General features: G+C 62.3%; 20 protein-coding genes, 3 pseudogenes and 1 riboswitch. Of the genes and pseudogenes, 19 read left to right on the forward strand and 4 right to left on the reverse strand.

Annotated elements, in window-relative coordinates:
* From MUW49_RS03080 to MUW49_RS03150, 15 genes and pseudogenes are all read left to right on the forward strand, one after another.
* Window positions 1–126, forward strand: a pseudogene (locus MUW49_RS03080) (ISAs1 family transposase); the annotation flags it as partial.
* 19 nt (window positions 127–145) lie between these two features.
* Window positions 146–652, forward strand: a complete 507-nt coding sequence (locus MUW49_RS03085) for a GNAT family N-acetyltransferase (RefSeq protein ID WP_052816140.1) — start codon at window positions 146–148, stop codon at window positions 650–652.
* A 110-nt stretch (window positions 653–762) separates the two neighbouring features.
* Entirely contained in the window at window positions 763–1,665 is a 903-nt protein-coding gene (locus tag MUW49_RS03090) for an ROK family protein (RefSeq protein ID WP_010673476.1), read from the forward strand.
* Between the two features lie 41 nt (window positions 1,666–1,706).
* Window positions 1,707–2,432 (forward strand): copper homeostasis protein CutC, encoded by a 726-nt coding sequence (locus tag MUW49_RS03095; RefSeq protein WP_052816142.1) that lies wholly within the window; start codon window positions 1,707–1,709, stop codon window positions 2,430–2,432.
* Window positions 2,433–2,470: 38 nt separating this feature from the next.
* Window positions 2,471–2,560, forward strand: a pseudogene (locus MUW49_RS03100) (copper homeostasis protein CutC); the annotation flags it as partial.
* Window positions 2,561–2,598: 38 nt separating this feature from the next.
* Window positions 2,599–2,688 (forward strand): annotated as a pseudogene (locus MUW49_RS03105) (copper homeostasis protein CutC); the annotation flags it as partial.
* Between the two features lie 191 nt (window positions 2,689–2,879).
* Window positions 2,880–3,491, forward strand: a complete 612-nt coding sequence (locus MUW49_RS03110) for an FKBP-type peptidyl-prolyl cis-trans isomerase (RefSeq protein ID WP_010673478.1) — start codon at window positions 2,880–2,882, stop codon at window positions 3,489–3,491.
* Window positions 3,492–3,628: 137 nt separating this feature from the next.
* Entirely contained in the window at window positions 3,629–4,510 is an 882-nt protein-coding gene (locus MUW49_RS03115; protein ID WP_244812385.1) for an ABC transporter ATP-binding protein, read from the forward strand.
* Between the two features lie 79 nt (window positions 4,511–4,589).
* A complete protein-coding gene (locus MUW49_RS03120) occupies window positions 4,590–5,603 on the forward strand; it encodes an ABC transporter permease (RefSeq protein WP_103857888.1) in 1,014 nt (337 codons plus the stop codon).
* The gene (locus MUW49_RS03125) at window positions 5,600–5,899 is read left to right on the forward strand and encodes a DUF2845 domain-containing protein (protein ID WP_103857887.1); all 300 of its coding nucleotides are present in this window, start codon (window positions 5,600–5,602) and stop codon (window positions 5,897–5,899) included. Before MUW49_RS03120 ends, MUW49_RS03125 begins: the two co-directional genes overlap by 4 nt.
* 402 nt (window positions 5,900–6,301) lie before the next feature.
* Window positions 6,302–7,444 carry an IS4 family transposase gene (locus tag MUW49_RS03130; RefSeq protein ID WP_041205622.1) on the forward strand — a complete coding sequence of 381 codons (1,143 nt, stop codon included), beginning with the start codon at window positions 6,302–6,304 and terminating at the stop codon, window positions 7,442–7,444.
* Window positions 7,445–7,628: 184 nt separating this feature from the next.
* Window positions 7,629–8,648, forward strand: a complete 1,020-nt coding sequence (locus MUW49_RS03135; protein ID WP_244812386.1) for an amino acid ABC transporter substrate-binding protein — start codon at window positions 7,629–7,631, stop codon at window positions 8,646–8,648.
* A 62-nt stretch (window positions 8,649–8,710) separates the two neighbouring features.
* Complete coding sequence (locus MUW49_RS03140; RefSeq protein WP_223937699.1) at window positions 8,711–9,898, forward strand: amino acid ABC transporter permease; 1,188 nt, start codon at window positions 8,711–8,713, stop codon at window positions 9,896–9,898.
* A 9-nt stretch (window positions 9,899–9,907) separates the two neighbouring features.
* Window positions 9,908–11,002, forward strand: a complete 1,095-nt coding sequence (locus tag MUW49_RS03145) for an amino acid ABC transporter permease (RefSeq protein ID WP_103857885.1) — start codon at window positions 9,908–9,910, stop codon at window positions 11,000–11,002.
* A 13-nt stretch (window positions 11,003–11,015) separates the two neighbouring features.
* Complete coding sequence (locus MUW49_RS03150) at window positions 11,016–11,759, forward strand: amino acid ABC transporter ATP-binding protein (RefSeq protein WP_010673485.1); 744 nt, start codon at window positions 11,016–11,018, stop codon at window positions 11,757–11,759.
* A gap of 95 nt (window positions 11,760–11,854) precedes the next feature.
* On the opposite strand, the gene MUW49_RS03155 is transcribed toward MUW49_RS03150, so the two are convergent.
* The gene (locus tag MUW49_RS03155; protein ID WP_010673486.1) at window positions 11,855–12,070 is read right to left on the reverse strand and encodes a DUF1107 family protein; all 216 of its coding nucleotides are present in this window, start codon (window positions 12,068–12,070) and stop codon (window positions 11,855–11,857) included.
* A 177-nt stretch (window positions 12,071–12,247) separates the two neighbouring features.
* Between MUW49_RS03155 and yfcD the strand changes: the two genes are divergently transcribed.
* The 3 genes from yfcD (at window position 12,248) to MUW49_RS03170 (ending at window position 14,454) form a co-directional block, all read left to right on the forward strand.
* Window positions 12,248–12,778 carry an NUDIX hydrolase YfcD gene (yfcD, locus tag MUW49_RS03160; protein ID WP_080990053.1) on the forward strand — a complete coding sequence of 177 codons (531 nt, stop codon included), beginning with the start codon at window positions 12,248–12,250 and terminating at the stop codon, window positions 12,776–12,778.
* A gap of 112 nt (window positions 12,779–12,890) precedes the next feature.
* Window positions 12,891–13,361 carry a peroxiredoxin gene (locus tag MUW49_RS03165; protein ID WP_052816154.1) on the forward strand — a complete coding sequence of 157 codons (471 nt, stop codon included), beginning with the start codon at window positions 12,891–12,893 and terminating at the stop codon, window positions 13,359–13,361.
* A gap of 124 nt (window positions 13,362–13,485) precedes the next feature.
* Window positions 13,486–14,454 (forward strand): calcium/sodium antiporter, encoded by a 969-nt coding sequence (locus MUW49_RS03170; RefSeq protein ID WP_010673489.1) that lies wholly within the window; start codon window positions 13,486–13,488, stop codon window positions 14,452–14,454.
* A 65-nt stretch (window positions 14,455–14,519) separates the two neighbouring features.
* Here the strand turns inward: MUW49_RS03170 and MUW49_RS03175 are convergent, their stop codons facing one another.
* Window positions 14,520–15,668 carry a type III PLP-dependent enzyme gene (locus MUW49_RS03175; RefSeq protein ID WP_010673490.1) on the reverse strand — a complete coding sequence of 383 codons (1,149 nt, stop codon included), beginning with the start codon at window positions 15,666–15,668 and terminating at the stop codon, window positions 14,520–14,522.
* 506 nt (window positions 15,669–16,174) lie between these two features.
* Window positions 16,175–16,285: riboswitch (glycine riboswitch) on the forward strand.
* A gap of 264 nt (window positions 16,286–16,549) precedes the next feature.
* Here MUW49_RS03175 and MUW49_RS03180 point away from each other — a divergent pair.
* A complete protein-coding gene (locus MUW49_RS03180) occupies window positions 16,550–17,926 on the forward strand; it encodes a sodium:alanine symporter family protein (RefSeq protein WP_052816155.1) in 1,377 nt (458 codons plus the stop codon).
* A gap of 195 nt (window positions 17,927–18,121) precedes the next feature.
* On the opposite strand, the gene MUW49_RS03185 is transcribed toward MUW49_RS03180, so the two are convergent.
* Together MUW49_RS03185 and MUW49_RS03190 are read right to left on the reverse strand one after the other, a co-directional pair.
* Window positions 18,122–18,835, reverse strand: coding sequence for a protein ligase (locus tag MUW49_RS03185; RefSeq protein WP_052816157.1), 714 nt, complete (start codon window positions 18,833–18,835; stop codon window positions 18,122–18,124).
* 100 nt (window positions 18,836–18,935) lie between these two features.
* The gene (locus MUW49_RS03190) at window positions 18,936–20,333 is read right to left on the reverse strand and encodes a nucleobase:cation symporter-2 family protein (protein WP_041213345.1); all 1,398 of its coding nucleotides are present in this window, start codon (window positions 20,331–20,333) and stop codon (window positions 18,936–18,938) included.
* Between the last annotated feature and the right edge of the window lie 75 nt (window positions 20,334–20,408).

Below are 20,408 nucleotides of genomic sequence, written 5' to 3' on the forward strand. Positions count from 1 at the left end.
AGGCAGTGGATACTGAACATGCTGAAGCAAAACAAATCACGTAATCTAAGCATGGCCAACAAGCGCAGGCTCTGCTGTCTGAATGAACAATATTTGTTCGAATGTATGGGGTTGTTCAAAGTATAAACACTGATGCGTCAGCCCTGTGCAAGGCGTAAGCCTGCGCCTGGCGCGTCCCGCCGATGCCGCCGCCATGACGGTGATGCAGCGGGCGAGCTGGCTGGCGGCCTACGGGGAGGTGCTGGGGGCCGACATGCTGGCCCAGCTGGCGGTGACCGACCACCTGCAGATCTGGCGACACCGGCTCGCCGAGCCCGGCCCCGTTCCCATGCTGGTCTGTCAGGACGACGTGGTCATAGGCCTGCTCTACTGGCAGCCCTCTTTGGAGGAAGGCTTGATGACGGCGCGGATCCGGGCGCTCTACCTTCATCCCGATCACTGGCGTCAGGGTCATGGCAAACGGCTGTGGCAGGCGGTGGCGGTGCAGATGCGCCGGGCCGGTTGCGAGTGTGTCAGGCTCTGGCTGCTGGATGGCAATCACATCGGCGAGGGATTCTACCTGCGCCGCGGCTTCATGTTCGACGGTCAGGAGCGCACCCTGATGAGCCTCGGACACCCTTGCCAACAACGACAAATGTTCCGTTTGCTTTGAGCTGGCTCCCGTTTTTCGCCCCTGGTCACTTTATTTTTTTTTGCGAATTAATACAATGTGCCCCATCTGGACAGACCGAGGTGGCCGGGTCCACCGCAAGGGAGTGTGGCATGTACTACGGATTTGATATTGGCGGCACCAAGATTGCCTTCGCGGTGTATGACGACGCCCTGACCCTCTGCCATGAAGAGCGGGTGAGCACGCCGGGCAACGACTACCCGGCGCTGCAGCAGCTTGTGCGCGAGCGGGTCGAGGCGGCGGATGCGCGCTTCGGGGTGAAAGGGGCCGTCGGCATCGGGTTTCCGGGGATCCTCAATCGCCTCGACGGGAGCATAGTGGCGGCCAACCTGCCCGCCATCCATGGCCGCCATCTGGGGGCGGATCTGGCCGAACTGCTGGGCCGACCGGTCAAGGTCGACAATGACGCCAACTGTTTCCTCTGGTCGGAAGTGCATCAGGGGGCCGCAGACGGTGCTGGCAGCGCCCTCGGCGTCACCATAGGTACCGGCATCGGCGGCGCCGTCTACCTGGCGGGCAAGCTCATCCAGGGGCGCAACTGGCTGGCGGGGGAGATAGGTCACTACCCGCTGCCCGCCACCATCCTGATGAAATACCCGGATTTGCCCCGTCCCCGCTGTGGCTGCGGGCGCCTGGTCTGTTTCGAAACCTATGCGTCGGGCACGGGCCTGGAGCGGCTATACCACCATGTTCATGGAGAACGGGTGAGCGGCCACCAGATCGTCGCCCGTGCCGATGCCCGTGAGGCGGCGGCCCTCTCGACCATCGACTGCTGGCTCGAGATCATCGCCGCCGGCCTCGCCACCGCCATCTCGGTGATTGATCCCGATGTGGTGGTGCTGGGGGGCGGCCTGAGCGCCCTGCCAGCCCTCTATGAGGAGTTGCCCAAACGTCTGCCCGGCCACCTGCTGCCCGGTGTCGCCCTGCCGGCGATCCGCGAGGCCCGCTTCGGTGGAGCCGGCGGTGTGCGCGGTGCAGCCCTGCTCAATCTGTGAGATCGGACAGAGGGTCTGATCTCCCCGAACAAGGAGTCATCATGACCCGTCTTGAAATCTGTATCGACAACCTCGAATCCCTGTTCACCGCCCAGGCGGCCGGCGCCGATCGCATCGAGCTCTGCTCTGCGCTGGGGCTGGGCGGTCTCACTCCCTCCTATGGTTTCATGCAGCAGGTGGCGCGCCACGCCACCGTCCCCGTCTACGCCATGATCCGTCCACGCGCCGGAGATTTTTGCTTCAACGACGGCGAGTTCGAGATGATGCTCTTGGATATCGCGGCCGCTCGTGCTGCGGGCCTGCAAGGGGTGGTGGTCGGTCTGCTGGATGAAGATGGACGGGTACCCGAAGGCAAGCTCCGGCAACTGGTCGAGGCGGCGGGGCCGCTCGGCGTCACCTTCCACCGGGCCATCGATCTCTCCTCCGACTGGCGGCTGGATCTCGAGACGATCGTCGCGGCAGGTTGCGAGCGCATTCTGAGCTCCGGCCATGCGCCGACCGCGCTGGCGGGGCTCGAAACCCTGCAGGCCATGCACCAGGCGCTGGCGGGTCGCGCCAGCCTGATGCCCGGGGCCGGGGTCAACGCCGACAACGTGCGCACCATCATCGAATTCACCGGCGTCAATGAAGTGCACATGTCCGGCATGGGCTGGCGCGGCGGCATGGTGCCCCATGGTGTGAACATGGGCACTTCGGACGATGGCCGGGTCAACATCACCGACGGCGCCAAGGTCGCAGCGGTGAGGGCACTGCTGGACAGGGCCTGATACAGACCGTGCGGCGCCATGGTGCCTCTATCTGTGACGTCAACATGGGCACCTCGGACGACGGCCGGGTCAACATCACCGACGGCGCCAAGGTCGCGGCGGTGCGGGCTCTGCTGGACAGGGCCTGATACAGACTGTGCGGCGCCATGGTGCCTCTCTCTGTGACGTCAACATGGGCACCTCGGACGATGGCCGGGTCAACATCACCGATGGGGCCAAGGTCGCGGCGGTGAGGGCGTTGCTGGACAGGGCCTGATACAGACTGTGCGGCGGCATGGTGCCCTGTTTTGCTCCCTTCTCCCCTTGCGGGAGAAGGGGCGGGGATGAGGGGGCCGATGTGAGGCGTCTCCCACCGGCGGGCAATTGAGGGGCGTCTTGGCAGCACGGTGCAAAAAAGTCTGTTATCATCCCGTCTCTTTTACCATCAGGACCCGGAGCAACCTCTCAATGTCCCAATACGACTCTATCGAACAGAAGGCCAGCTACGGCATCGGCCGCAACATGGGCGACCAACTGGCTCAGCAAGCCTTCGCCGGTCTGGATATCCCGGCCCTGCAACAAGGTCTGGCTGATGCCCTGAACGGTCTGGAGTTCGCGGTCAGCCGTGACGATATCAACGATGCCTTCCAGGTCATCACCGCCCGTATGCAGGAAGAGCAGGAAGCTGCCGCCAAGGCCGCTGCCGCCGAAGGCGAAGCCTTCCTGGCCGACAACGCCAAGCGCGCCGAAGTGAAGACCACCGACTCTGGTCTGCAATATGAAGTCATGGTCGAAGGCAATGGTGCCGTGCCGGTTGCCGGTCAGTCCGTGCGCGTGCACTACCACGGTACCTTCACCCACGGTGGTGTGTTCGACAGCTCCGTTGCGCGCGGCCAACCGGCCGAGTTCCCAGTGACCGGCGTGATCGCCGGTTGGGTGGAAGCGCTGCAGATGATGCCGGTTGGCTCCAAGTGGAAGCTCTACATTCCGCAGGATCTGGCCTACGGTGCCCGTGGCGCCGGCTCCATCCCGCCGTACTCCGCTCTGGTATTCGAAGTGGAGCTGCTGGACATCCTGTGATCCGGCTGGCGTGATGCAAACGGCGACCCTGAGGTCGCCGTTTGTTTTTGGACCGCCCAAACGGGCCATGTGCCTACGGCGGGGATTTGGATATAGTCAGAGCGTCGTCCATTCCGGCCATGTGAGGGAGACACGCCATGGCAGCCATCATCGAGGTCGTCGATCTCGTCAAGCACTTCCCCGGCGTCAAGGCGGTGGACGGGCTCAGTTTTGCCATTCCCGCCGGCAGCTGCTTCGGCCTGCTCGGCCCGAACGGGGCGGGCAAGACCACGACCATAGAATTGCTGGAGGGGCTCCTCACCCCGGACAGCGGCCAGATCCTGTTTCACGGCGCCCCGCGCGGCCCGGATTATCGCTCCCGCATCGGCATCCAGTTCCAGCACATGGCGCTGCAGGATTTCCTGACGGTGCGCGATACCCTGCGCCTGTTCGCCAGCCTCTACCCCAATCCCTTGCCACGGGAGCTGCTCATCGATCTGTGCGCCTTGGGCGAGTTCATCGACAGGGACAGTCGCAAGCTCTCGGGGGGCCAGCGTCAGCGCCTGCTGCTGGCTCTGGCCCTGCTCGGGGATCCCGAACTGCTGTTTCTGGATGAGCCCACCACAGGACTGGATCCCCAGGCGCGCCACCACTTCTGGCAGCGAATAGAGGCGATCAAGGCCCAGGGCAAGACGGTGGTGCTCACCACCCACTACATGGACGAAGCGCAGCAGCTGTGCGATCTGATTGCCATCGTCGATCACGGCCACCTGCTCAGTCTGGATACGCCGGCTGCCTTGCTGGCGCAACACTTCGACGGCGTGCTGGTGCGCCTTGGGGGGCACCCGGCCCTGGCTGGGCTCGGCTATCCCCTGCGTCCGGTCGGCGATCAGGTGGAGCTCTGTTGCCCCGACGTGGCGACCCTGTTGCCAGCCTTGCTGGATCTTGGTGTGCCGCTCACCGGCATGCAGGTGCGCTCCCCCAATCTGGAAGATCTCTTCCTGAACCTGACCGGCCACAGCCTGCGGAGCGGCGCATGAGAGGGATGACCGAGTTCTGTCTGACCGTGGCCTCCGGGCTGTGGTACGCCTTGCCGACATGCAATCCCGGGAGTGGACGATGAAGGGATCCCTCAAGCGCATCGGGGCGCTCTTCTATGCCCGCACCCTCGAGTTCGTGCGCGATCGCGCGGCCCTGGTGTGGAACCTGCTTTTCCCGCTCCTGCTGGTCATCGGCTTCTCCCTCATCTTCTCCGGCCCGCCCAAACCGCTGGTGCAGATCGGGGTGGTGGGGGCACTGCCCGCAACCTATGCCCCGCTGCGCGCCGTGCCGCTGCTCAAGATCATCCCCTATGACGAGGCGTCGAGAGGCCAGCTCAAGGTCCGTCACCATCAGCTGGACCTGCTGCTCTCACCCGCCGGGGGGCGTTACTGGATAAATCCGGACGCCCCTCAGGGGGCCATGGCCGAGTATCTGCTGCGCCAGGCGGTGCAGGGGCCCTTGCAAAGAGAGACCCTGAGCGGGCGCGCCATTCGCTACGGCGACTGGCTGCTGCCCGGGGTGATCGGCATGAACCTGATGTTCTCCGGCCTGTTCGGGGTCGGGTTTGTCATCGTGCGTTATCGCAAGAACGGGGTGCTGAAACGGCTGCGAGCCACGCCGCTCGGCGCGCTGGAGTTTCTCTTCGCCCAGTTGCTGTCACGGGTGCTGATCACCCTGGTGGTGAGCCTGCTGGTCTTCTGCGCGGCCTACTGGTTGCTGGATGTGCCCCTCATCGGGTCGGGGTGGCTGCTGCTGGTGATCGCCCTGGCGGGAGGAACGGCCATGGCCTCCCTTGGCCTGCTCATCGCCGCTCGCCTGCAGAACGAGGAGCTGGCGAGCGGTTTGCTCAATCTCATCAGCTTGCCCATGATGTTTTTATCCGGTGTCTGGTTCTCGCTAGAAGGCGCGCCCGCCTGGCTGCAGCAGCTTGCGGCCAGGCTGCCCCTCAGCCAGATCATCGAAGCAGCCCGCGCCGTGATGCTGGAAGGGGCGGGATGGCAGGAGGTGGCAGGCCCTCTGGGCCAGGTCATGGTGTTCGCCCTGGTGTGCATCTCGCTGGGAACCATGCTGTTCAAATGGAGTGCAAAATGAAACCTGTTCTGTGGTTGTTGCTGGTGGCGGCCTTGCCTGTGCAGGCAGGTACCCTGCGTTGCAAGAACGCCTTGCTGACCGAGGGAGACACCACGGCAGAGCTGCTGGTTCGCTGCGGCCAGCCGATGCTCAAGGAAGATCTCACCCGCTTCGAGGAGAACGGCTTCGGGGCGAGAGTGACGGTCAAGTATGCCGAGCGCTGGACCTACAACTTCGGCAAGCGGGAATTCATGCAGTTTGTCACCGTCGAAAACGGCGTCATCACCGACATTGTGGATGGCCCACGGGGAGGATGACCTCCTGGTTTTCTGAAGCCCAGCCTGCGGGAGATAAGGTCGCCACTTCCCCGCCTTTTACCTCTTTTTCTGTTGCTTTCCCCTGCCTGTTATCGCCATTTTTCCATATGGGGTCATGCTGCCTCACTCTGGTGCTTTTGGCATAAAACCGAATCTGATGAGTCAGTTGTCAGCAGAAATGGCTGCCCCAATGCGGTGCAGCCGATTTATTTTCGAAAAATAATCCTCATGCCAAGAAGGGTTTTAAGCAGCAGGCTATTTGGCAAATAAGGGTCTACTTTTGATTCTGAGAGTGCATATTCCCCCGTTTACTTAACCATCCCCTCGTATGAGCGAGGCGTGGCGCGGCTTCTGAGGTATGATCGCCATCCTTGACCAGCTAATACCCGACAGATAATCGCCATGTTTAACCACGATCTAATCCTCAACCACATCAACGAGATATTTGGACAGGACATGCATGCCAAGCGTGTTCTTTCCCTGGCCAATGCAACCCTCGGGGTTATCGAATCCGGTTCGCTGGCCATCCACGCCATCGGGAATGGTCTCTCCTTGGCCAATGGTCTCGAGCGCAAACATGCGGTGAAACAGGTGGACCGCCTGCTCACTAACACCAAGCTCAACGTCTGGAGCCTCTTTGACGATTGGGTTCCCTATGTGGTCGGTGAACGCACCGAGATCGTGGTATCCATGGACTGGACCGAATTCGATGCCGATGATCACAGCACCTTGGTTATCAGCCTGCAAACCAACCATGGCCGCAGTACTCCGCTGCTGTGGAAAACCCATCGAAAATCGTTGCTCAAAGGGCAACGCAATGCCCATGAGAAAGAGCTGCTCACCAAACTCAAGCAGACCCTGCCAGAAGGTATCTTCGTGACGGTAGTCGCTGACCGTGGGTTTGGTTACATGGAGCTGTTCGAGCGCCTGGAACAAGAGCTAGGCTTTGCCTATATCATTAGATTTAAAGGAAATATTTTGGTTGGTTACTCTGGTGGAGAGCAGGTTCCCGCCCGCGACTGGCTAACGCCGACCGGGCGCACCCGAACCCTCAAGGAGGTGGAGCTCACTGGGCAACGACAGCCTGTCGAGCGGGTCTATTGTTGTCACAAGAGTGGCATGAAAGACGCGTGGTTTCTGGCCAGTAACCGGACCGATCTGAGTGCCGCCAAGGCGTTGCAACTATACGGCCAGCGCTGGGGTATCGAGACCAGTTTTCGGGATATCAAAGATTACAAATTCGGCATGGGTATGGGAGATGTGCACATCAGTAATCCGGTCCGGCGTGACCGACTGTTTTTGTTCAGTGCCTTGGCCATCGTCTTGCTGACGCTGCTGGGTAAGGCTGGAGACAGTGTCGGTCTAGAGAGAACGATCAAGGTCAATACCAGCAAGAGCCGAACCTATTCGTTCTTTCGGCAAGGGGTCATCTATTACCAGTTGCTGCCTAAAATGAAAGAAGCCAATGCGGTCTTGTTGATGGATAAATTTATCTACTACCTGAAGCAACACCGCTTATATACCCGCACACTTGGAATTATTTGAGTCTCTAAAAATGAGGGGATCTCTGAGCCCGTTTAGATATTTTGTTCTGTTGCACCATGGTTGGGCCGGATTGCACCGATTGACAGGTTTTTCTGCGGCTGGATAAGCTGCCAAAAAGCAGGGAAACGATGGCATCTCGCTAGATTTTGATGCCTGTTCGAATCAAACCACAGGGAAGAGTGACATGAAGCAGATACACAAGGCTGGTATGGTGATGGCGCTGTCGCGGATGGCAGCCAATGCGTGGGCGGACGGTACGCTGGATGCCGTCAAGAAGAAGGGATTCGTGCAGTGCGGGGTCGGTGACGGCCTGCCCGGGTTCTCCAACCCGGATGCCAAGGGAACCTGGACCGGGCTCGACGTGGACGTGTGCCGCGCCGTGGCCGCCGCGGTACTGGGGGACGCCAGCAAGGTCAAGTATGTCTCCCTCACCGCCAAGGAGCGCTTTACCGCCCTGCAGTCCGGGGAAGTGGATCTGCTCTCGCGCAACACCACCTGGACCCTGACCCGGGATGGGTCGCTGGGCCTCACGTTCGCCGGGGTGAACTACTACGACGGGCAGGGGTTCCTGGTCAAGCAGTCCCTCGGGGTCAAGAGCGCCAAGGAGCTTGACGGTGCCGCCGTCTGTATCCAGTCCGGTACCACCACCGAGCTCAACCTGGCCGACTATTTCCGCGCCAATGGCGGCATGAAGTACACCCCAGTGGTGTTCGATACCTCGGATCAGACCGTCAAGGGCTTCGAAGCCGGCCGCTGTGACGTGCTGACCTCGGATCAGTCCCAGCTCTATGCCCTCAAGATCAAGCTCACCAAGCCAGAGGAAGCCGTGGTGCTGCCGGAGGTCATCTCCAAGGAGCCGCTGGGCCCAGCCGTGCGTCAGGGTGACGATCAGTGGTTCAAGGTGGTGCGCTGGAGCCTCAACGCCATGCTCAATGCCGAGGAGGCCGGGGTCACCAGTGCCAACGTGGACGAGATGCTCAAGTCCACCAACCCTGACATCCGTCGCCTGCTGGGGCTGGAAGAGCCCAAAGGGACTGTGCTGGGGCTGGATGACAAATGGGCCTACAACATCGTCAAACAGGTCGGCAACTACGGTGAATCCTTCGATCGCAACGTCGGTGCCGGCTCCCCCCTCAAGATTGATCGCGGCATCAATGCCCTCTGGAACAAGGGCGGTCTGATGTACGCGCCACCCATCCGCTGAGTCGACAGTCACCGGGGGGCCTGGCCCCCCATGTTTTCCCTGGCTTTGTCGGAGTCATCCTCATGGCGTTACACGCATCAAACCATAGGAAAGAACAGGGCCGCTGGTGGTATGACGCCAAGGTGCGGGCGCTGCTCTTCCAGTGCCTGGCCATCGCGGCGGTTATCGGGTTTCTGTTCTACATCGTCAACAATGCCCTGACCAATCTGGCCACCCGTGGCATCACCACAGGCTTTGATTTTCTGGGCAACACGGCCGGTTTCGGCATCTTGCAGAGCCTCATCCCCTACGACGAGACCTACACCTTCGGTCGCACCTTTGTGGTGGGCCTGCTCAACACCCTGCTGGTCTCCGTGCTCGGCATTCTGTTTGCCACCCTGCTCGGGTTCGCACTCGGGGTCGCGCGCCTGTCGCGCAACTGGCTGGTGGCCAAGATAGCGGCCGTCTACATAGAGACGTTTCGCAACATCCCGCTGCTGCTGCAGATCTTCTTCTGGTACTTCTCGGTGCTGCGTACCCTGCCTTCCCCGCGTCAGAGCGTGGATATAGGCGGGCTCGCCTTCCTCAACGTGCGGGGTTTCTATCTGCCCAAGCCCCTGTTCGAAGAGGGATTCGGCTACGTGCTCTGTGCACTGGTGCTCGCGGTGCTGCTGAGCTGGGGGCTGGGCCGCTGGGCTCGCCGCCGTCAGGCCCTGACAGGCAGGATCTTCCCGTTCTGGCGCTGTGTGGCCGCCCTGGTCATGCTGCTCCCGGGCATCACCTTCCTGCTGGCGGGCAGCCCGCTCAGCTGGAGCGTGCCTGCGCTGCAGGGGTTCAACTTCCGGGGCGGGCTGACGGTGCTGCCGGAGCTCGCGGCCCTCTTGCTGGCGCTCACCATCTATACGGCGGCCTTCATCGCCGAGATAGTGCGATCCGGCATCCTGGCCATCAGCAAGGGGCAGACGGAGGCGGCTTCCGCCCTCGGGCTCTCGCCCACCAAGACGCTGCGGCTGGTGATCATTCCCCAGGCCATGCGGGTCATCATTCCTCCCTTGACCAGCCAGTATCTGAACCTCACCAAGAACTCCTCCCTGGCGACCGCCATCGGCTACCCGGATCTGGTCTCGGTGTTCATGGGGACGACTCTCAACCAGACAGGGCAGGCCATCGAGGTCATCGCCATGACCATGGGGGTCTATCTCGTCATCAGTATCACCACCTCGGTGCTGATGAACATCTACAACCGCAGAATGACGCTGGTTGAGCGCTAGGGAGCTGTCATGTTCGTGAATGAATTGCAGGAGGCGCTGCCGCCTCCCAACCACCGTCGGGGGCCGCTCGCCTGGATCAGGCAGAACCTTTTCCCCAACTGGTGGAACGGCCTGCTGACCCTGGTGCTGGCCTATCTGTTGCTGCCACTCATCTGGTCTGCACTGGACTGGGCGCTGTTCTCGGCCACCTGGCAGGGGAGCAGCCGCGAGGCCTGCGTCCAGGGCGGTGCCTGCTGGATCTTCATCGAGAGCCGGCTGGGGCAGTATCTCTATGGCTTCTACCCGGCTGATCAGTACTGGCGCATCAACCTGACCTTCGCCGGTCTGGCGGCGCTGCTGGCCCTGCTCATCTGGCCAAAGACCCCGCGCAAGGGGTGGCTGGCGCTCTTCACCCTGCTGGTGTTCCCTGTCATCGCCTTCTTCCTCATCCATGGGGGAGCGGGGCTGGAGGTGGTGGAAACGAACCGCTGGGGCGGGCTGATGCTCACCCTGGTGCTGGCGGTGGTGGGCATAGTCGTAGCACTGCCGTTCGGCATCCTGCTGGCACTGGGGCGCCGCTCCCACATGCCGGTCATCTCCAGCCTCTGTACCGTCTACATCGAGTTCTGGCGGGCGGTGCCGCTCATTACTGTGCTCTTCATGGCGTCCGTCATGCTGCCACTGTTCATGAGTACCGAGGTGGAGCTCGACAAGCTGCTGCGGGCGCTCATCGGCATCATCCTGTTCCAGGCGGCCTATGTGGCCGAGGTGGTGAGAGGGGGGCTGCAGGCGATCCCCAAGGGGCAATATGAGGCGGGGGATGCCCTCGGGCTCTCCTACTGGAAGGTGATGGGCTTCATCATCATGCCCCAGGCCCTCAAGATCACCATTCCTTCCCTGGTGAACACCTTTATTTCCCTGTTCAAGGACACCAGCCTGGTGCTGATCATCGGGCTGTTCGATCTGCTGGCCATCTCCAAGGTGGCCCTGGCGGATCCGGCCTGGCTGGGGTATTCCACCGAAGCTTATGTCTTTATCGCCATGATCTTCTGGATGTTCTGTTTTGGCATGTCCCGCTACTCCATCTATCTGGAGCGCAAACTCAACACGGGCCACAAGCATTAGGAGTCGTTCTGATATGAAAACGGACGCAGTTGTCGAACTGAAAGAGGTCAACAAGTGGTACGGTGAGTTTCACGTGCTGCGCAACATCAACCTGCAGGTGGGCAGAGGGGAGAAGATCGTCATCTGTGGACCATCGGGGTCGGGCAAGTCCACCATGATCCGCTGCATCAACCGGCTGGAAGAGCACCAGAGCGGAGACATCCTGGTCAAGGGCACGGCCCTGACCTCCGATCTCAAGAACATCGAGACGGTGCGCCGGGAGGTGGGCATGGTGTTCCAGCACTTCAACCTCTTCCCCCATCTGACCGTGCTGGAGAACTGTTGCCTGGCGCCCATCTGGGTCAAGCAGTTGCCGCGCAAGGAGGCCGAGGAGATCGCCATGAACTTCCTGCGCCGGGTGCGGATCCCCGAGCAGGCGCTCAAGTATCCGGGGCAGCTCTCCGGTGGCCAGCAGCAGCGGGTCGCCATCGCCCGCAGTCTGTGCATGAATCCCCAGGTCATGCTGTTTGACGAGCCGACGTCAGCGCTGGATCCCGAGATGGTGCGGGAGGTGCTGGATGTGATGGTGGAGCTGGCCCACGAGGGGATGACCATGCTCTGCGTCACCCACGAGATGGGGTTTGCCAAGCAGGTGGCGGACAGGGTGATCTTCATGGACCGGGGGCAAATCATCGAAGAGAACGTGCCGGATCAGTTCTTTGACAACCCCCAGTCCGATCGGACCAAGCTCTTCCTCTCCCAGATCCTGCAGCACTGAGGCAGGGCACAACCTTCAGAAAAACAGCCCGCACGCTCGAATGAGCGGCGGGCAAATGTGTACATGGAAGTCGACGACAGACAGAAAGGAGTATGTCAGCCCGGCAACAGGGTGGTGGTGCGCAGATCGCGCACGGCCAGGTTGATCTGCCGGGCCAGGCTCAGCGCCTGATGACAGCTCAACGGCTTCACATCGATGATCCCCCCTTGAAACTCAAACCGCCCCAGTGCTTCAACCATGAAACTTCCATGATGGAAGCTCTTGATATATCGAGCAATTCGACGGGGAGACCACTGCTTGAACACCTTCATGGCAAGAGACCCTGTTGTTTGGACAGGGCACACTATGCCGACGGACCGTGACACTGATGTGACACTTGATAAAGATTTGTATGAATCTGTCTTGTGATCGGCTGGCGTGCAGCCCCGGCGTTGAAAAAGTAGTGAGAGTCCGGGTCCGGGGCCCGATATACTGCGGCCATTGCAGACATGACAAAGGTGCCGCACGTGGAGTGGGTGGACATAGTAGACGAGCAGGACAGGGTGATCGGGGTGGCCGAGCGCGCCAGGGTGCGTCAGGAAAACCTGCGCCATCGTGCCAGCTACATCCTGGTGCTGGATGAGGCTGAGCGCATCCTGGTGCAGCGGCGCACCCCGAGCAAGGATTTTTGCCCCGGCATGCTGGATGCCTGCGCCGGTGGCGTGGTGACCACGGGGGAGGCCATGGCCCTTTCCGCCCGGCGAGAGCTGGCCGAGGAGCTGGGGATCCGCGACGTGCCCCTGCAGGATTACGGCACCTTCTATGCCGAAGGGGAGGCGAGCTGCAGCCGCTACCGGGTCTGGGGCGGCCTGTTCAGTTGTCACTATCAGGGGCCGCTGCAACTGCAGGCCGAAGAGGTGAGCGAGGTGCACTGGATGAGCCTGGGCGAGATAGCCGATCGGGCGGACGAGTTCACGCCTGACTCCCTGCTCGCCATCGCCACCTGGCAGGCAAGGCGCCTGCCATCAGGCCAGAAATAGGGGCGACAGGCGTTCGCTCCCCGATCGCTTGGTTGCTGCTCGATGGACCCCTTCGCCTTCTGGTGGAATGGGGTAGACTGGGCCTCTTTGAACCACAGAAGGATGCGTCATCATGATCACGGTCGGTCAATCCCTGCCCGCAGGGGAATTTACCTTTATCACCGCCGAGGGCAAGCAGGTGAAGGATACCCAGGCCCTGTTTGCCGACAAGCGGGTGGTGCTCTTTGCGGTGCCCGGCGCCTTCACCCCCACCTGCTCCAACGCTCACCTGCCGGGCTACGTGGTGCTGGCCGATCAGTTCAAGGCCAAGGGGGTGGAACTGTGCTGTCTGTCGGTCAACGACGCCTTCGTGATGAAGGCGTGGCAAGAGGCCCAGAACGCCTCTGCCATCACCATGATGGCGGACGGTGACGGCAGCTGGACCCGGGCACTGGGTCTGGCCAAGGAGACCGGCGCCTTCGGCGGCGTGCGGGCCCAGCGTTTTGCCCTCATCGCCAACGACGGTGTGGTGGAGCGGCTCTTCGTGGAGGCGCCAGGCAAGTTCGAGGTGTCGGATGCCCAGAGCCTGCTGGCGGCGCTGTGAAAGATTAATCGGCGTTTGATTACACCTTGAAATAGCAAGCGACCCCGTTACACTGAGGCCGCGTTTGGATGGAGCCAGGCAACTTGCCTGGCTCTCGTGTTTGCCGTGGATGAGATAGAACAATATGACCCTGGCTTTTGTTGCCCTGATTGCCGGACTGGCGTTGCTGGTCTGGAGTGCCGACAAGTTCGTGGACGGCGCCGCCGCCACCGCCCGTTACGCCGGTATGCCGCCGCTGCTGATCGGCATGGTGATCATCGGTTTTGGTACCTCGGCCCCCGAGATGGTGGTCTCCGCGCTGGCGGCCTCCCAGGGCAATCCCGGGCTCGCGCTCGGCAATGCCTATGGCTCCAACATCACCAATATTGCCCTGATCCTGGGTCTGACCGCCCTGATCAGCCCCATTGCCGTCGCCTCCCAGGTGGTGCGCAAGGAGATCCCCATCCTGCTCGGCATCACCCTGCTCTCCGGCGCCCTGCTCATCGATGGCAATCTGGGCCGGATGGATGCCGCCATTCTGGGGGCTGTGTTCGCAGTGCTGATGGGCTGGTCCATCTGGGCCGGCATGAACGGCAAGGGGGATGCGCTGGATACTGATACTGAGGAGGACATCGTCTCCGAGGGCATGTCTCTCAAGAGCGCCATCCTCTGGCTCATCGTCGGCCTGGTGCTGCTGATCGGGGCTTCCCGTCTGCTGGTGTGGGGGGCGGTGACCATCGCCCAGGGCTTTGGCATCAGCGATCTGGTGATTGGCCTGACCATAGTTGCGGTGGGGACCTCCCTGCCGGAGCTGGCATCGTCCCTCATCGCCATTCGCAAGAACGAGCACGATCTGGCCCTTGGCAACGTGCTGGGTTCCAACCTGTTCAACACCCTGGCCGTGGTGGGCATCGCCGCCGGCATCCACCCGCTCGAGGTGGCGCCCGAAGTGCTTTCCCGCGACTGGAGCATCATGATGGGGCTGACCCTGTTGCTGCTGGTGATGTGTCTGGGCCGCAAGGGGCAGGGGCGCATCAACCGGCTGGAGGGGGGCGTGCTGCTCGCCTGCTTCGTCGCCTACACCGGCTGGCTGCTGACGAGCCAGTTCATCTAGTCTGGTGATGAAATGAAAGAGGGGACGCCGCGGCGTCCCCTCTTTTTTGTGCGCGGGTCCTGGTCTCAGGCCACGGCAACCAGCTTCTGCTTCTGGGCGCTGTCCAGGATCAGGATGCTCGCCTTGGGGAAGAAGTTGAAGGTGGAGGCGGAGGCCCAGGTGTAGGCCCCCATCACCCGACCCACCACCAGCTCGCCGATCTCGAGATCCGGCAGCATGATGCTGTCGCGGATGACGTCCACGCTGTCGCAGGTGGGGCCGGAGAGCACCGCATTGTGCAGTTCGCCGTGGGCATAGGGCGTGCTCACCGGGTAGGTAACGTGGTCGTAGAGCTGGCCGTTGTAGCTGCCGTAGAGACCGTCATCCAGGTAGTACCAGATCTTGTCGCCGCGGTGGGCCTTGCCCATCACGCTGGAAACCGAGGTCATGGCCGGCGCGCTGATGAAGCGGCCCGGCTCGGCAATCTTCTGCACCGTGGCGGGCAGCTTGGCCAGGGCCTCGCGGATCGGGGCGCAGAAACCGTCGATGTCGAACTCGCCGCCGTCATAGTCCACCGGAAAGCCGCCGCCGATGTCCAGCACCCAGGGCTTGAGCCCTAGCTCCCAGGCCTGCTCCATGATCTCGCGGCAGGCGTCGATGGCCTGCACGTGGCGACGGGCATGGGGCACCTGGGAGCCGACGTGGAATGACAGCCCCATCACCTTGATCCCCTTGGCCTGGGCCAGTTGCAGCAACGGCAGTGCCTGCTCCGGGGTGCAGCCGAACTTCTTGGAAAGATCGACCTTGGTCTCGGGGTTCGGGAAGCTGACCCGCAGCAGCAGTTTCACCTCGTCCTTGTAGGGCAGGAATTTCTCCAGCTCCAGCGGGTTGTCATAGACAAACACGGTGCAGCCGAATTCCAGGGCATAACGGATGTCGCTGTCGCGCTTGATGGGATGGGTATGGATGCAGCGCCCCGGGCGAACCCCTTGGCTGCGCACCAGATCCACTTCGCCATTGGTGGCCAGATCGAAACAGGCCCCCTCTTCCTTCAAGACAGAGACCACCGCCTCGTGGGGCAGGGGCTTGAGTGCATAATGCAAGCGCACATCGGGCAGGGCGGCCGCCAGGGCCCGATACTGTTTGCGGACGGCTGCCTTGTCGAGCAGCAGCAGGGGGGAGCCGAATTGTTCAACCAACTGACGGTAATCTTGTGCGACCAGGGTCTCGTTCATTCTCTTTTGAAAATCCTTAGGGGGCGTGATATGCCCAAGCCATATGCGATTGAACCGGCGACGGCCGGCTCAGGCGAGCGGTCCGGAGGGACCAACCAGGCACATTGCATAACTCCCTTGCGAAGTGCTTAGTTATGCGCGGGATTATCGGCTTATTGAGTTTGTGTGCAAGCATTTTGATTGGATATGTTGGCAAGTTTTTCTGGTCGAGACGAAACAGGCTCTTGATACGGGGAGCGTTCAGGGCCGTGATGGGGATCGCCCCCGAAGGGAGCTTGATAAGCTGTTGATAGTTAACGAACTAATAACATCAGGCCTGGGTGTTGCGGCCATGTAAAAAGGGGGCGCCGGGGCCAGGGAGTGCGAGACAGCTCACAGTTTTTGGATTACCATGCCCGCTTCCTAATCCAAACTAGTTCGGATGAAGGTAGCAGGAGAGCGATGGGCAACCATCCACCGAAGAAGTGAATCTTTCAGGTACCGGGCAACCGGTGTGGACTGCTACTGGACGATACTCTGGAGAGACCCGTTAGATCGGGCGCCGAAGGAGCAAGGCACCACGATTGCATCGCAATCTGGCGCCGGAAACTCTCAGGCAAAAGGACAGAGGGGATGGGATGGTTGTACCTGAGCTTGGAACTGTTCACAATCTGTCACGAGAGGTCGTCAGCAAGGTAAAGCGCCGCGCAGGAACCGGGGTGTATGTGAGTACATGAGCCTCTCGGTCCCACATAAGCGAGCTGCGCATGAGCCTTGATCACGGCCTCGCAGTAAGAGTGTGAACACATTCTTGGCCCGCATCCGATCGCCTCTGGCCGATCGCGACACCTATGGGAAGATCATCCTTCTCCTCCTTAATCGTTGTTTTTTAAGGAGGATGCATGTCATCAATTCAATCGGCGCTCGCCGCCATCGATAGCTTTATCTGGGGTCCCCCCCTGCTGATCCTGCTGGTCGGGACCGGTATCTATCTCACCCTGCGTCTGGGTCTGCTTCAGATCGTGCGTTTGCCGCTGGCCCTCAAGCTGGTCTTTGGCCGCGATCAGGGTCAGGGCAAGCAGGGGGATGTCTCCAGCTTCGGCGCCCTGTGCACCGCCCTCTCCGCCACCATCGGCACCGGCAACATCGTCGGGGTCGCCACCGCCATCAAGCTGGGCGGCCCCGGCGCCCTGTTCTGGATGTGGATGGCCGCCCTGTTCGGCATGGCCACCAAGTATGCCGAGTGCCTGCTGGCGGTGAAATATCGCCAGCAGGACGCCAACGGCCAGATGGCGGGTGGCCCCATGTACTATCTGGAGAAGGGGCTCGGCTCCAGGCCGCTCGCCAAGCTGTTTGCCCTGTTCGGCATCGGCGTCGCCTTCTTCGGCATCGGTACCTTCCCCCAGGTCAATGCCATCAGTGATGCCATGAGCCTCTCCTTCTCGGTACCTCGTGAGGTGACCGCCGTGGTGCTGACCCTGATCGTGGCGCTGGTGACCCTGGGGGGTATTCAGTCCATCTCCAGTGTGTCGAGCAAGGTGGTGCCCTTCATGGCCATCTTTTACATCGTCGCCTGTGCCGGGGTGCTGGTGAACAATGCAGGCGCCCTGCCCGATGCGGTCATGCTGGTGATCGGGAGCGCCTTCACCGGCCATGCGGCCACCGGCGGCTTCGTCGGCGCCGGCATCATGCTGGCGATCCAGTCCGGGGTGGCGCGCGGGGTCTTCTCCAACGAGTCGGGCCTGGGCTCGGCCCCCATCGCGGCGGCGGCGGCCAAGACCGATTCCTGCGTGGAGCAGGGGCTGGTCTCCATGACCGGTACCTTCATCGACACCATCATCATCTGCACCATGACCGGCCTGACGCTGGTGGTGACCGGGGTGTGGAGCGGCGATGTGAGCGGTGCGGCCATGACCAGTCTGGCCTTTGCCCAGGGGCTGGATGCCCATGTGGGCCAGTATCTGGTGAGCATCGGCCTCTTGTTCTTCGCCTTTACCACCATCCTTGGCTGGAACTACTACGGCGAGCGCTGCACCGAGTACCTGTTCGGGGTGAAGGCGATCAAACCCTACCGCCTCATCTATCTGGTGCTGGTGGCGAGCGGTGCCTTCCTCCATCTGGACCTGATCTGGCTCTTGGCCGACATCGTCAACGGCCTGATGGCGGTGCCCAACCTCATCGGCCTCATCGGCCTGCGCCACGTGGTGATTGCCGAGACCCGCGCCTACTTCAGCCGGGACCGGGATACGGAGTCCGAGCCCGAGCCGCAGACGGCCTGATGAGAAGCGGGCCTGCGGGAAGTCCTGTCACCGGGCTCCTGTCCATGGTGTCAACCGGGATCCGGGCTGGGATGGCAAAACCCGGATCCCGGCTCTTCTGACAATATCTGTGCGAAATACGCAAAAGCCACGACTCTCATCGTGGCTTTTTTGCATTTTACGCAATGAATGGCAGCGCTTGTTGCCCCCAGGGGGTCAGGGGGAGGGAATATCTCCGGTGAGCCGCTGCGCCAGCGCCCTGCTCACCCGGCTCACCAGGGCCGCCTCATCCCCCTGCCAGCCAATGGCGTGGGACAGGGTGGTGGAGGTGCCCGGAGCAAAGCGCAGCTCGCCCCCGGCCAGTTCGTAGAAGCGGCTCGCCATCCGGGTGCCCTGGTCCACATCCCCCGCCACCAGCAGCATGGCCTGAGCCAGCACGGCGCCGTCGTGCTCCCGGCCCGGCGCCAGCCAGCGCTGGGCGGTGCCGGTCACCTTGCGCCCTCCGATCACCAGGTTGTACTGGCCGTCGCAAAACGAGCCGGGCACGAAGTCGTAGCTGCCCGCAAGACCGTGTTCCTCCAGCAGGGCGAGCAGGGGCGCCCCCAGCAGCCGGTAGTAGTGGGCCAGATCCGTGGTGATGCGGGGCAGCATGAGGGAGAGGTTGAGGATGCCGGCGCCGTGGGGCACGGCGGTGCCGCCGCTGTCGCGCACGAACACCGGCCAGCCCTCGGCGGCAAGCTGCTCGCAGGCGGCCTGGTAGCGGGGCAAACGGGTATCCTTGCGGGTGACGATGAGGCATTGGGGGCCCTGCCAGAGGAGGGCCCTGGGCTCGCCGTCACCGGCGCACTCCCGCAGCCAGCGCTGCTCCTCGGCCAGGATCTGGTCGGGTGTCTGGTGGGCGGGCGGCGGGGGCAGCAGGGTATAAGGCATGAAAGGCATCCTTTGGCAGAGGCTGCCAAGCACAGTACGCGCGGGGGCAAACAAGGTAAAGCCCCGCATGGCGGGGCTTTGGTGCAAGGATGGCGGAGTGTCAGGCCTGTGCGGCGGCGCGCCTGGGCAGCAGCAGATTGAGCAGGATGGCGGTGAGGCCGCCGGTGGCGACGCCGTAGGAGAGCACGCTCCTGGCCAGCTCCGGCAGGTGTTGCAGCACCTCGGGCACCTGGGCCACTCCGAGACCCATGGCGAGCGACACCGCCAGGATCATCAGGGCGCGGCGGTCGAGCTCCTCCCGGGAGATGATGCGCACCCCGGCGGCGGCGATGGTACCGAACATGACGATGGTGGCGCCGCCGAGCACGGGTTCAGGTATTTGTTGCACCAGGCTCGCCACCGCCGGGAACAGGCCGAGCAGGGCCAGCATGGCGGCGATGAAGAGGCCGACATGGCGGCTGGCCACCCCGGTCAGCTGGATGACGCCGTTGTTCTGGGCGAAGGTGGACATGGGGAAGGTGGAGAAGACCGCCGCCAGCATGGAGTTGGCGCCATCGGCCAGCACGCCCCCCTTGATCCGCGCCATGTAGACCGGCCCTTCCAGCGGCTCGCCGGAGATGTCGGAGGTGGCGGTCATGTCGCCGATGGCTTCCAGCGCCGTCACCACGAAGATGATGGCGAGCGGCACGAACAGCTGCCAGTCAAAGCCGAGCCCGTAGTGCAGCGGAACAGGCACCATCAGCAGGGGGCCGTCGAAGGTGGGGGCAGCCACCTTGCCCAGCAGCAGTGCCACTGCATAGCCCGCCAGCATGGCGATCATGATGGCGGAGAGGCGCAACCAGGGGTTGCGACTGCGCTGCATCAGCACGATGAGGCCGAGCACCAGCAGGGAGAGAAAGAGGTTGGTGTGGCTGGCGAAGCTGCCGTCCGCCAGCGCGCCATAGCCGCCCCCCATGCTGATGAGCCCTACCTTGATGAGGGTCAGGCCGATGAGCAATACCACGATGCCGGTCACCAGCGGGGTGATGATCCGTTTGACCAGGTGCAGGAAGCGGCTCATGACGACGATGGTGAGGGCCGCTGCCAGCATGGTGCCGAACAGGGTGCCCAGCAGATCGTCGGTGGGCATGGCCGCCTGCTTGAGGGCGAGGCCGGAGGCGATGATGGGACCGAGGAAGTTGAAGCTGGTGCCCTGTACCGAGAGCAGGCCGGAACCGAGGGGGCCGAAACGGCGGGTCTGGATGAAGGAGGCGATGCCGGACATGACCAGGGACATGGAGACGATGTAGCGGGTGTCGTCGGCGGGGAGGCCGAGGGCGTTGGCGATGATGAGGGGCGGGGTGATGATGGCGACAAACATGGCGAGCATATGCTGCAGGGCGGCGAACAGGGTCTGGGGCAGGGGGGGGACATCCTCGATGCCGTAGACCAGTTCGCTGTGGGCTCGCCTGGGGGGATGGGCCTCTCGGATGGCGCTTGGGGCGGCAGCCTGTTCCATAAATACCTCGAATGTGTGGGGGGATGGGAGAAAATTGGGCGCTATTTTAGTGATTGGTATCGCGCTTTCCAGCGC

Origin of the sequence: Aeromonas sp. LsrichE-8G (assembly GCF_022869435.1) — a bacterium.
Lineage (GTDB): Bacteria > Pseudomonadota > Gammaproteobacteria > Enterobacterales > Aeromonadaceae > Aeromonas > Aeromonas caviae.

Coding starts and splice junctions, on each gene's coding strand:
- MUW49_RS03090 (WP_010673476.1), top strand. CDS start 763: ATGTACTACGGATTTGATATTGGCGGCACCAAGATTGCCTTCGCGGTG.
- MUW49_RS03095 (WP_052816142.1), top strand. CDS start 1,707: ATGACCCGTCTTGAAATCTGTATCGACAACCTCGAATCCCTGTTCACC.
- MUW49_RS03110 (WP_010673478.1), top strand. CDS start 2,880: ATGTCCCAATACGACTCTATCGAACAGAAGGCCAGCTACGGCATCGGC.
- MUW49_RS03115 (WP_244812385.1), top strand. CDS start 3,629: ATGGCAGCCATCATCGAGGTCGTCGATCTCGTCAAGCACTTCCCCGGC.
- MUW49_RS03120 (WP_103857888.1), top strand. CDS start 4,590: ATGAAGGGATCCCTCAAGCGCATCGGGGCGCTCTTCTATGCCCGCACC.
- MUW49_RS03125 (WP_103857887.1), top strand. CDS start 5,600: ATGAAACCTGTTCTGTGGTTGTTGCTGGTGGCGGCCTTGCCTGTGCAG.
- MUW49_RS03130 (WP_041205622.1), top strand. CDS start 6,302: ATGTTTAACCACGATCTAATCCTCAACCACATCAACGAGATATTTGGA.
- MUW49_RS03135 (WP_244812386.1), top strand. CDS start 7,629: ATGAAGCAGATACACAAGGCTGGTATGGTGATGGCGCTGTCGCGGATG.
- MUW49_RS03140 (WP_223937699.1), top strand. CDS start 8,711: ATGGCGTTACACGCATCAAACCATAGGAAAGAACAGGGCCGCTGGTGG.
- MUW49_RS03145 (WP_103857885.1), top strand. CDS start 9,908: ATGTTCGTGAATGAATTGCAGGAGGCGCTGCCGCCTCCCAACCACCGT.
- MUW49_RS03150 (WP_010673485.1), top strand. CDS start 11,016: ATGAAAACGGACGCAGTTGTCGAACTGAAAGAGGTCAACAAGTGGTAC.
- MUW49_RS03155 (WP_010673486.1), bottom strand. CDS start 12,070: ATGAAGGTGTTCAAGCAGTGGTCTCCCCGTCGAATTGCTCGATATATC.
- yfcD (WP_080990053.1), top strand. CDS start 12,248: ATGACAAAGGTGCCGCACGTGGAGTGGGTGGACATAGTAGACGAGCAG.
- MUW49_RS03165 (WP_052816154.1), top strand. CDS start 12,891: ATGATCACGGTCGGTCAATCCCTGCCCGCAGGGGAATTTACCTTTATC.
- MUW49_RS03170 (WP_010673489.1), top strand. CDS start 13,486: ATGACCCTGGCTTTTGTTGCCCTGATTGCCGGACTGGCGTTGCTGGTC.
- MUW49_RS03175 (WP_010673490.1), bottom strand. CDS start 15,668: ATGAACGAGACCCTGGTCGCACAAGATTACCGTCAGTTGGTTGAACAA.
- MUW49_RS03180 (WP_052816155.1), top strand. CDS start 16,550: ATGTCATCAATTCAATCGGCGCTCGCCGCCATCGATAGCTTTATCTGG.
- MUW49_RS03185 (WP_052816157.1), bottom strand. CDS start 18,835: ATGCCTTATACCCTGCTGCCCCCGCCGCCCGCCCACCAGACACCCGAC.
- MUW49_RS03190 (WP_041213345.1), bottom strand. CDS start 20,333: ATGGAACAGGCTGCCGCCCCAAGCGCCATCCGAGAGGCCCATCCCCCC.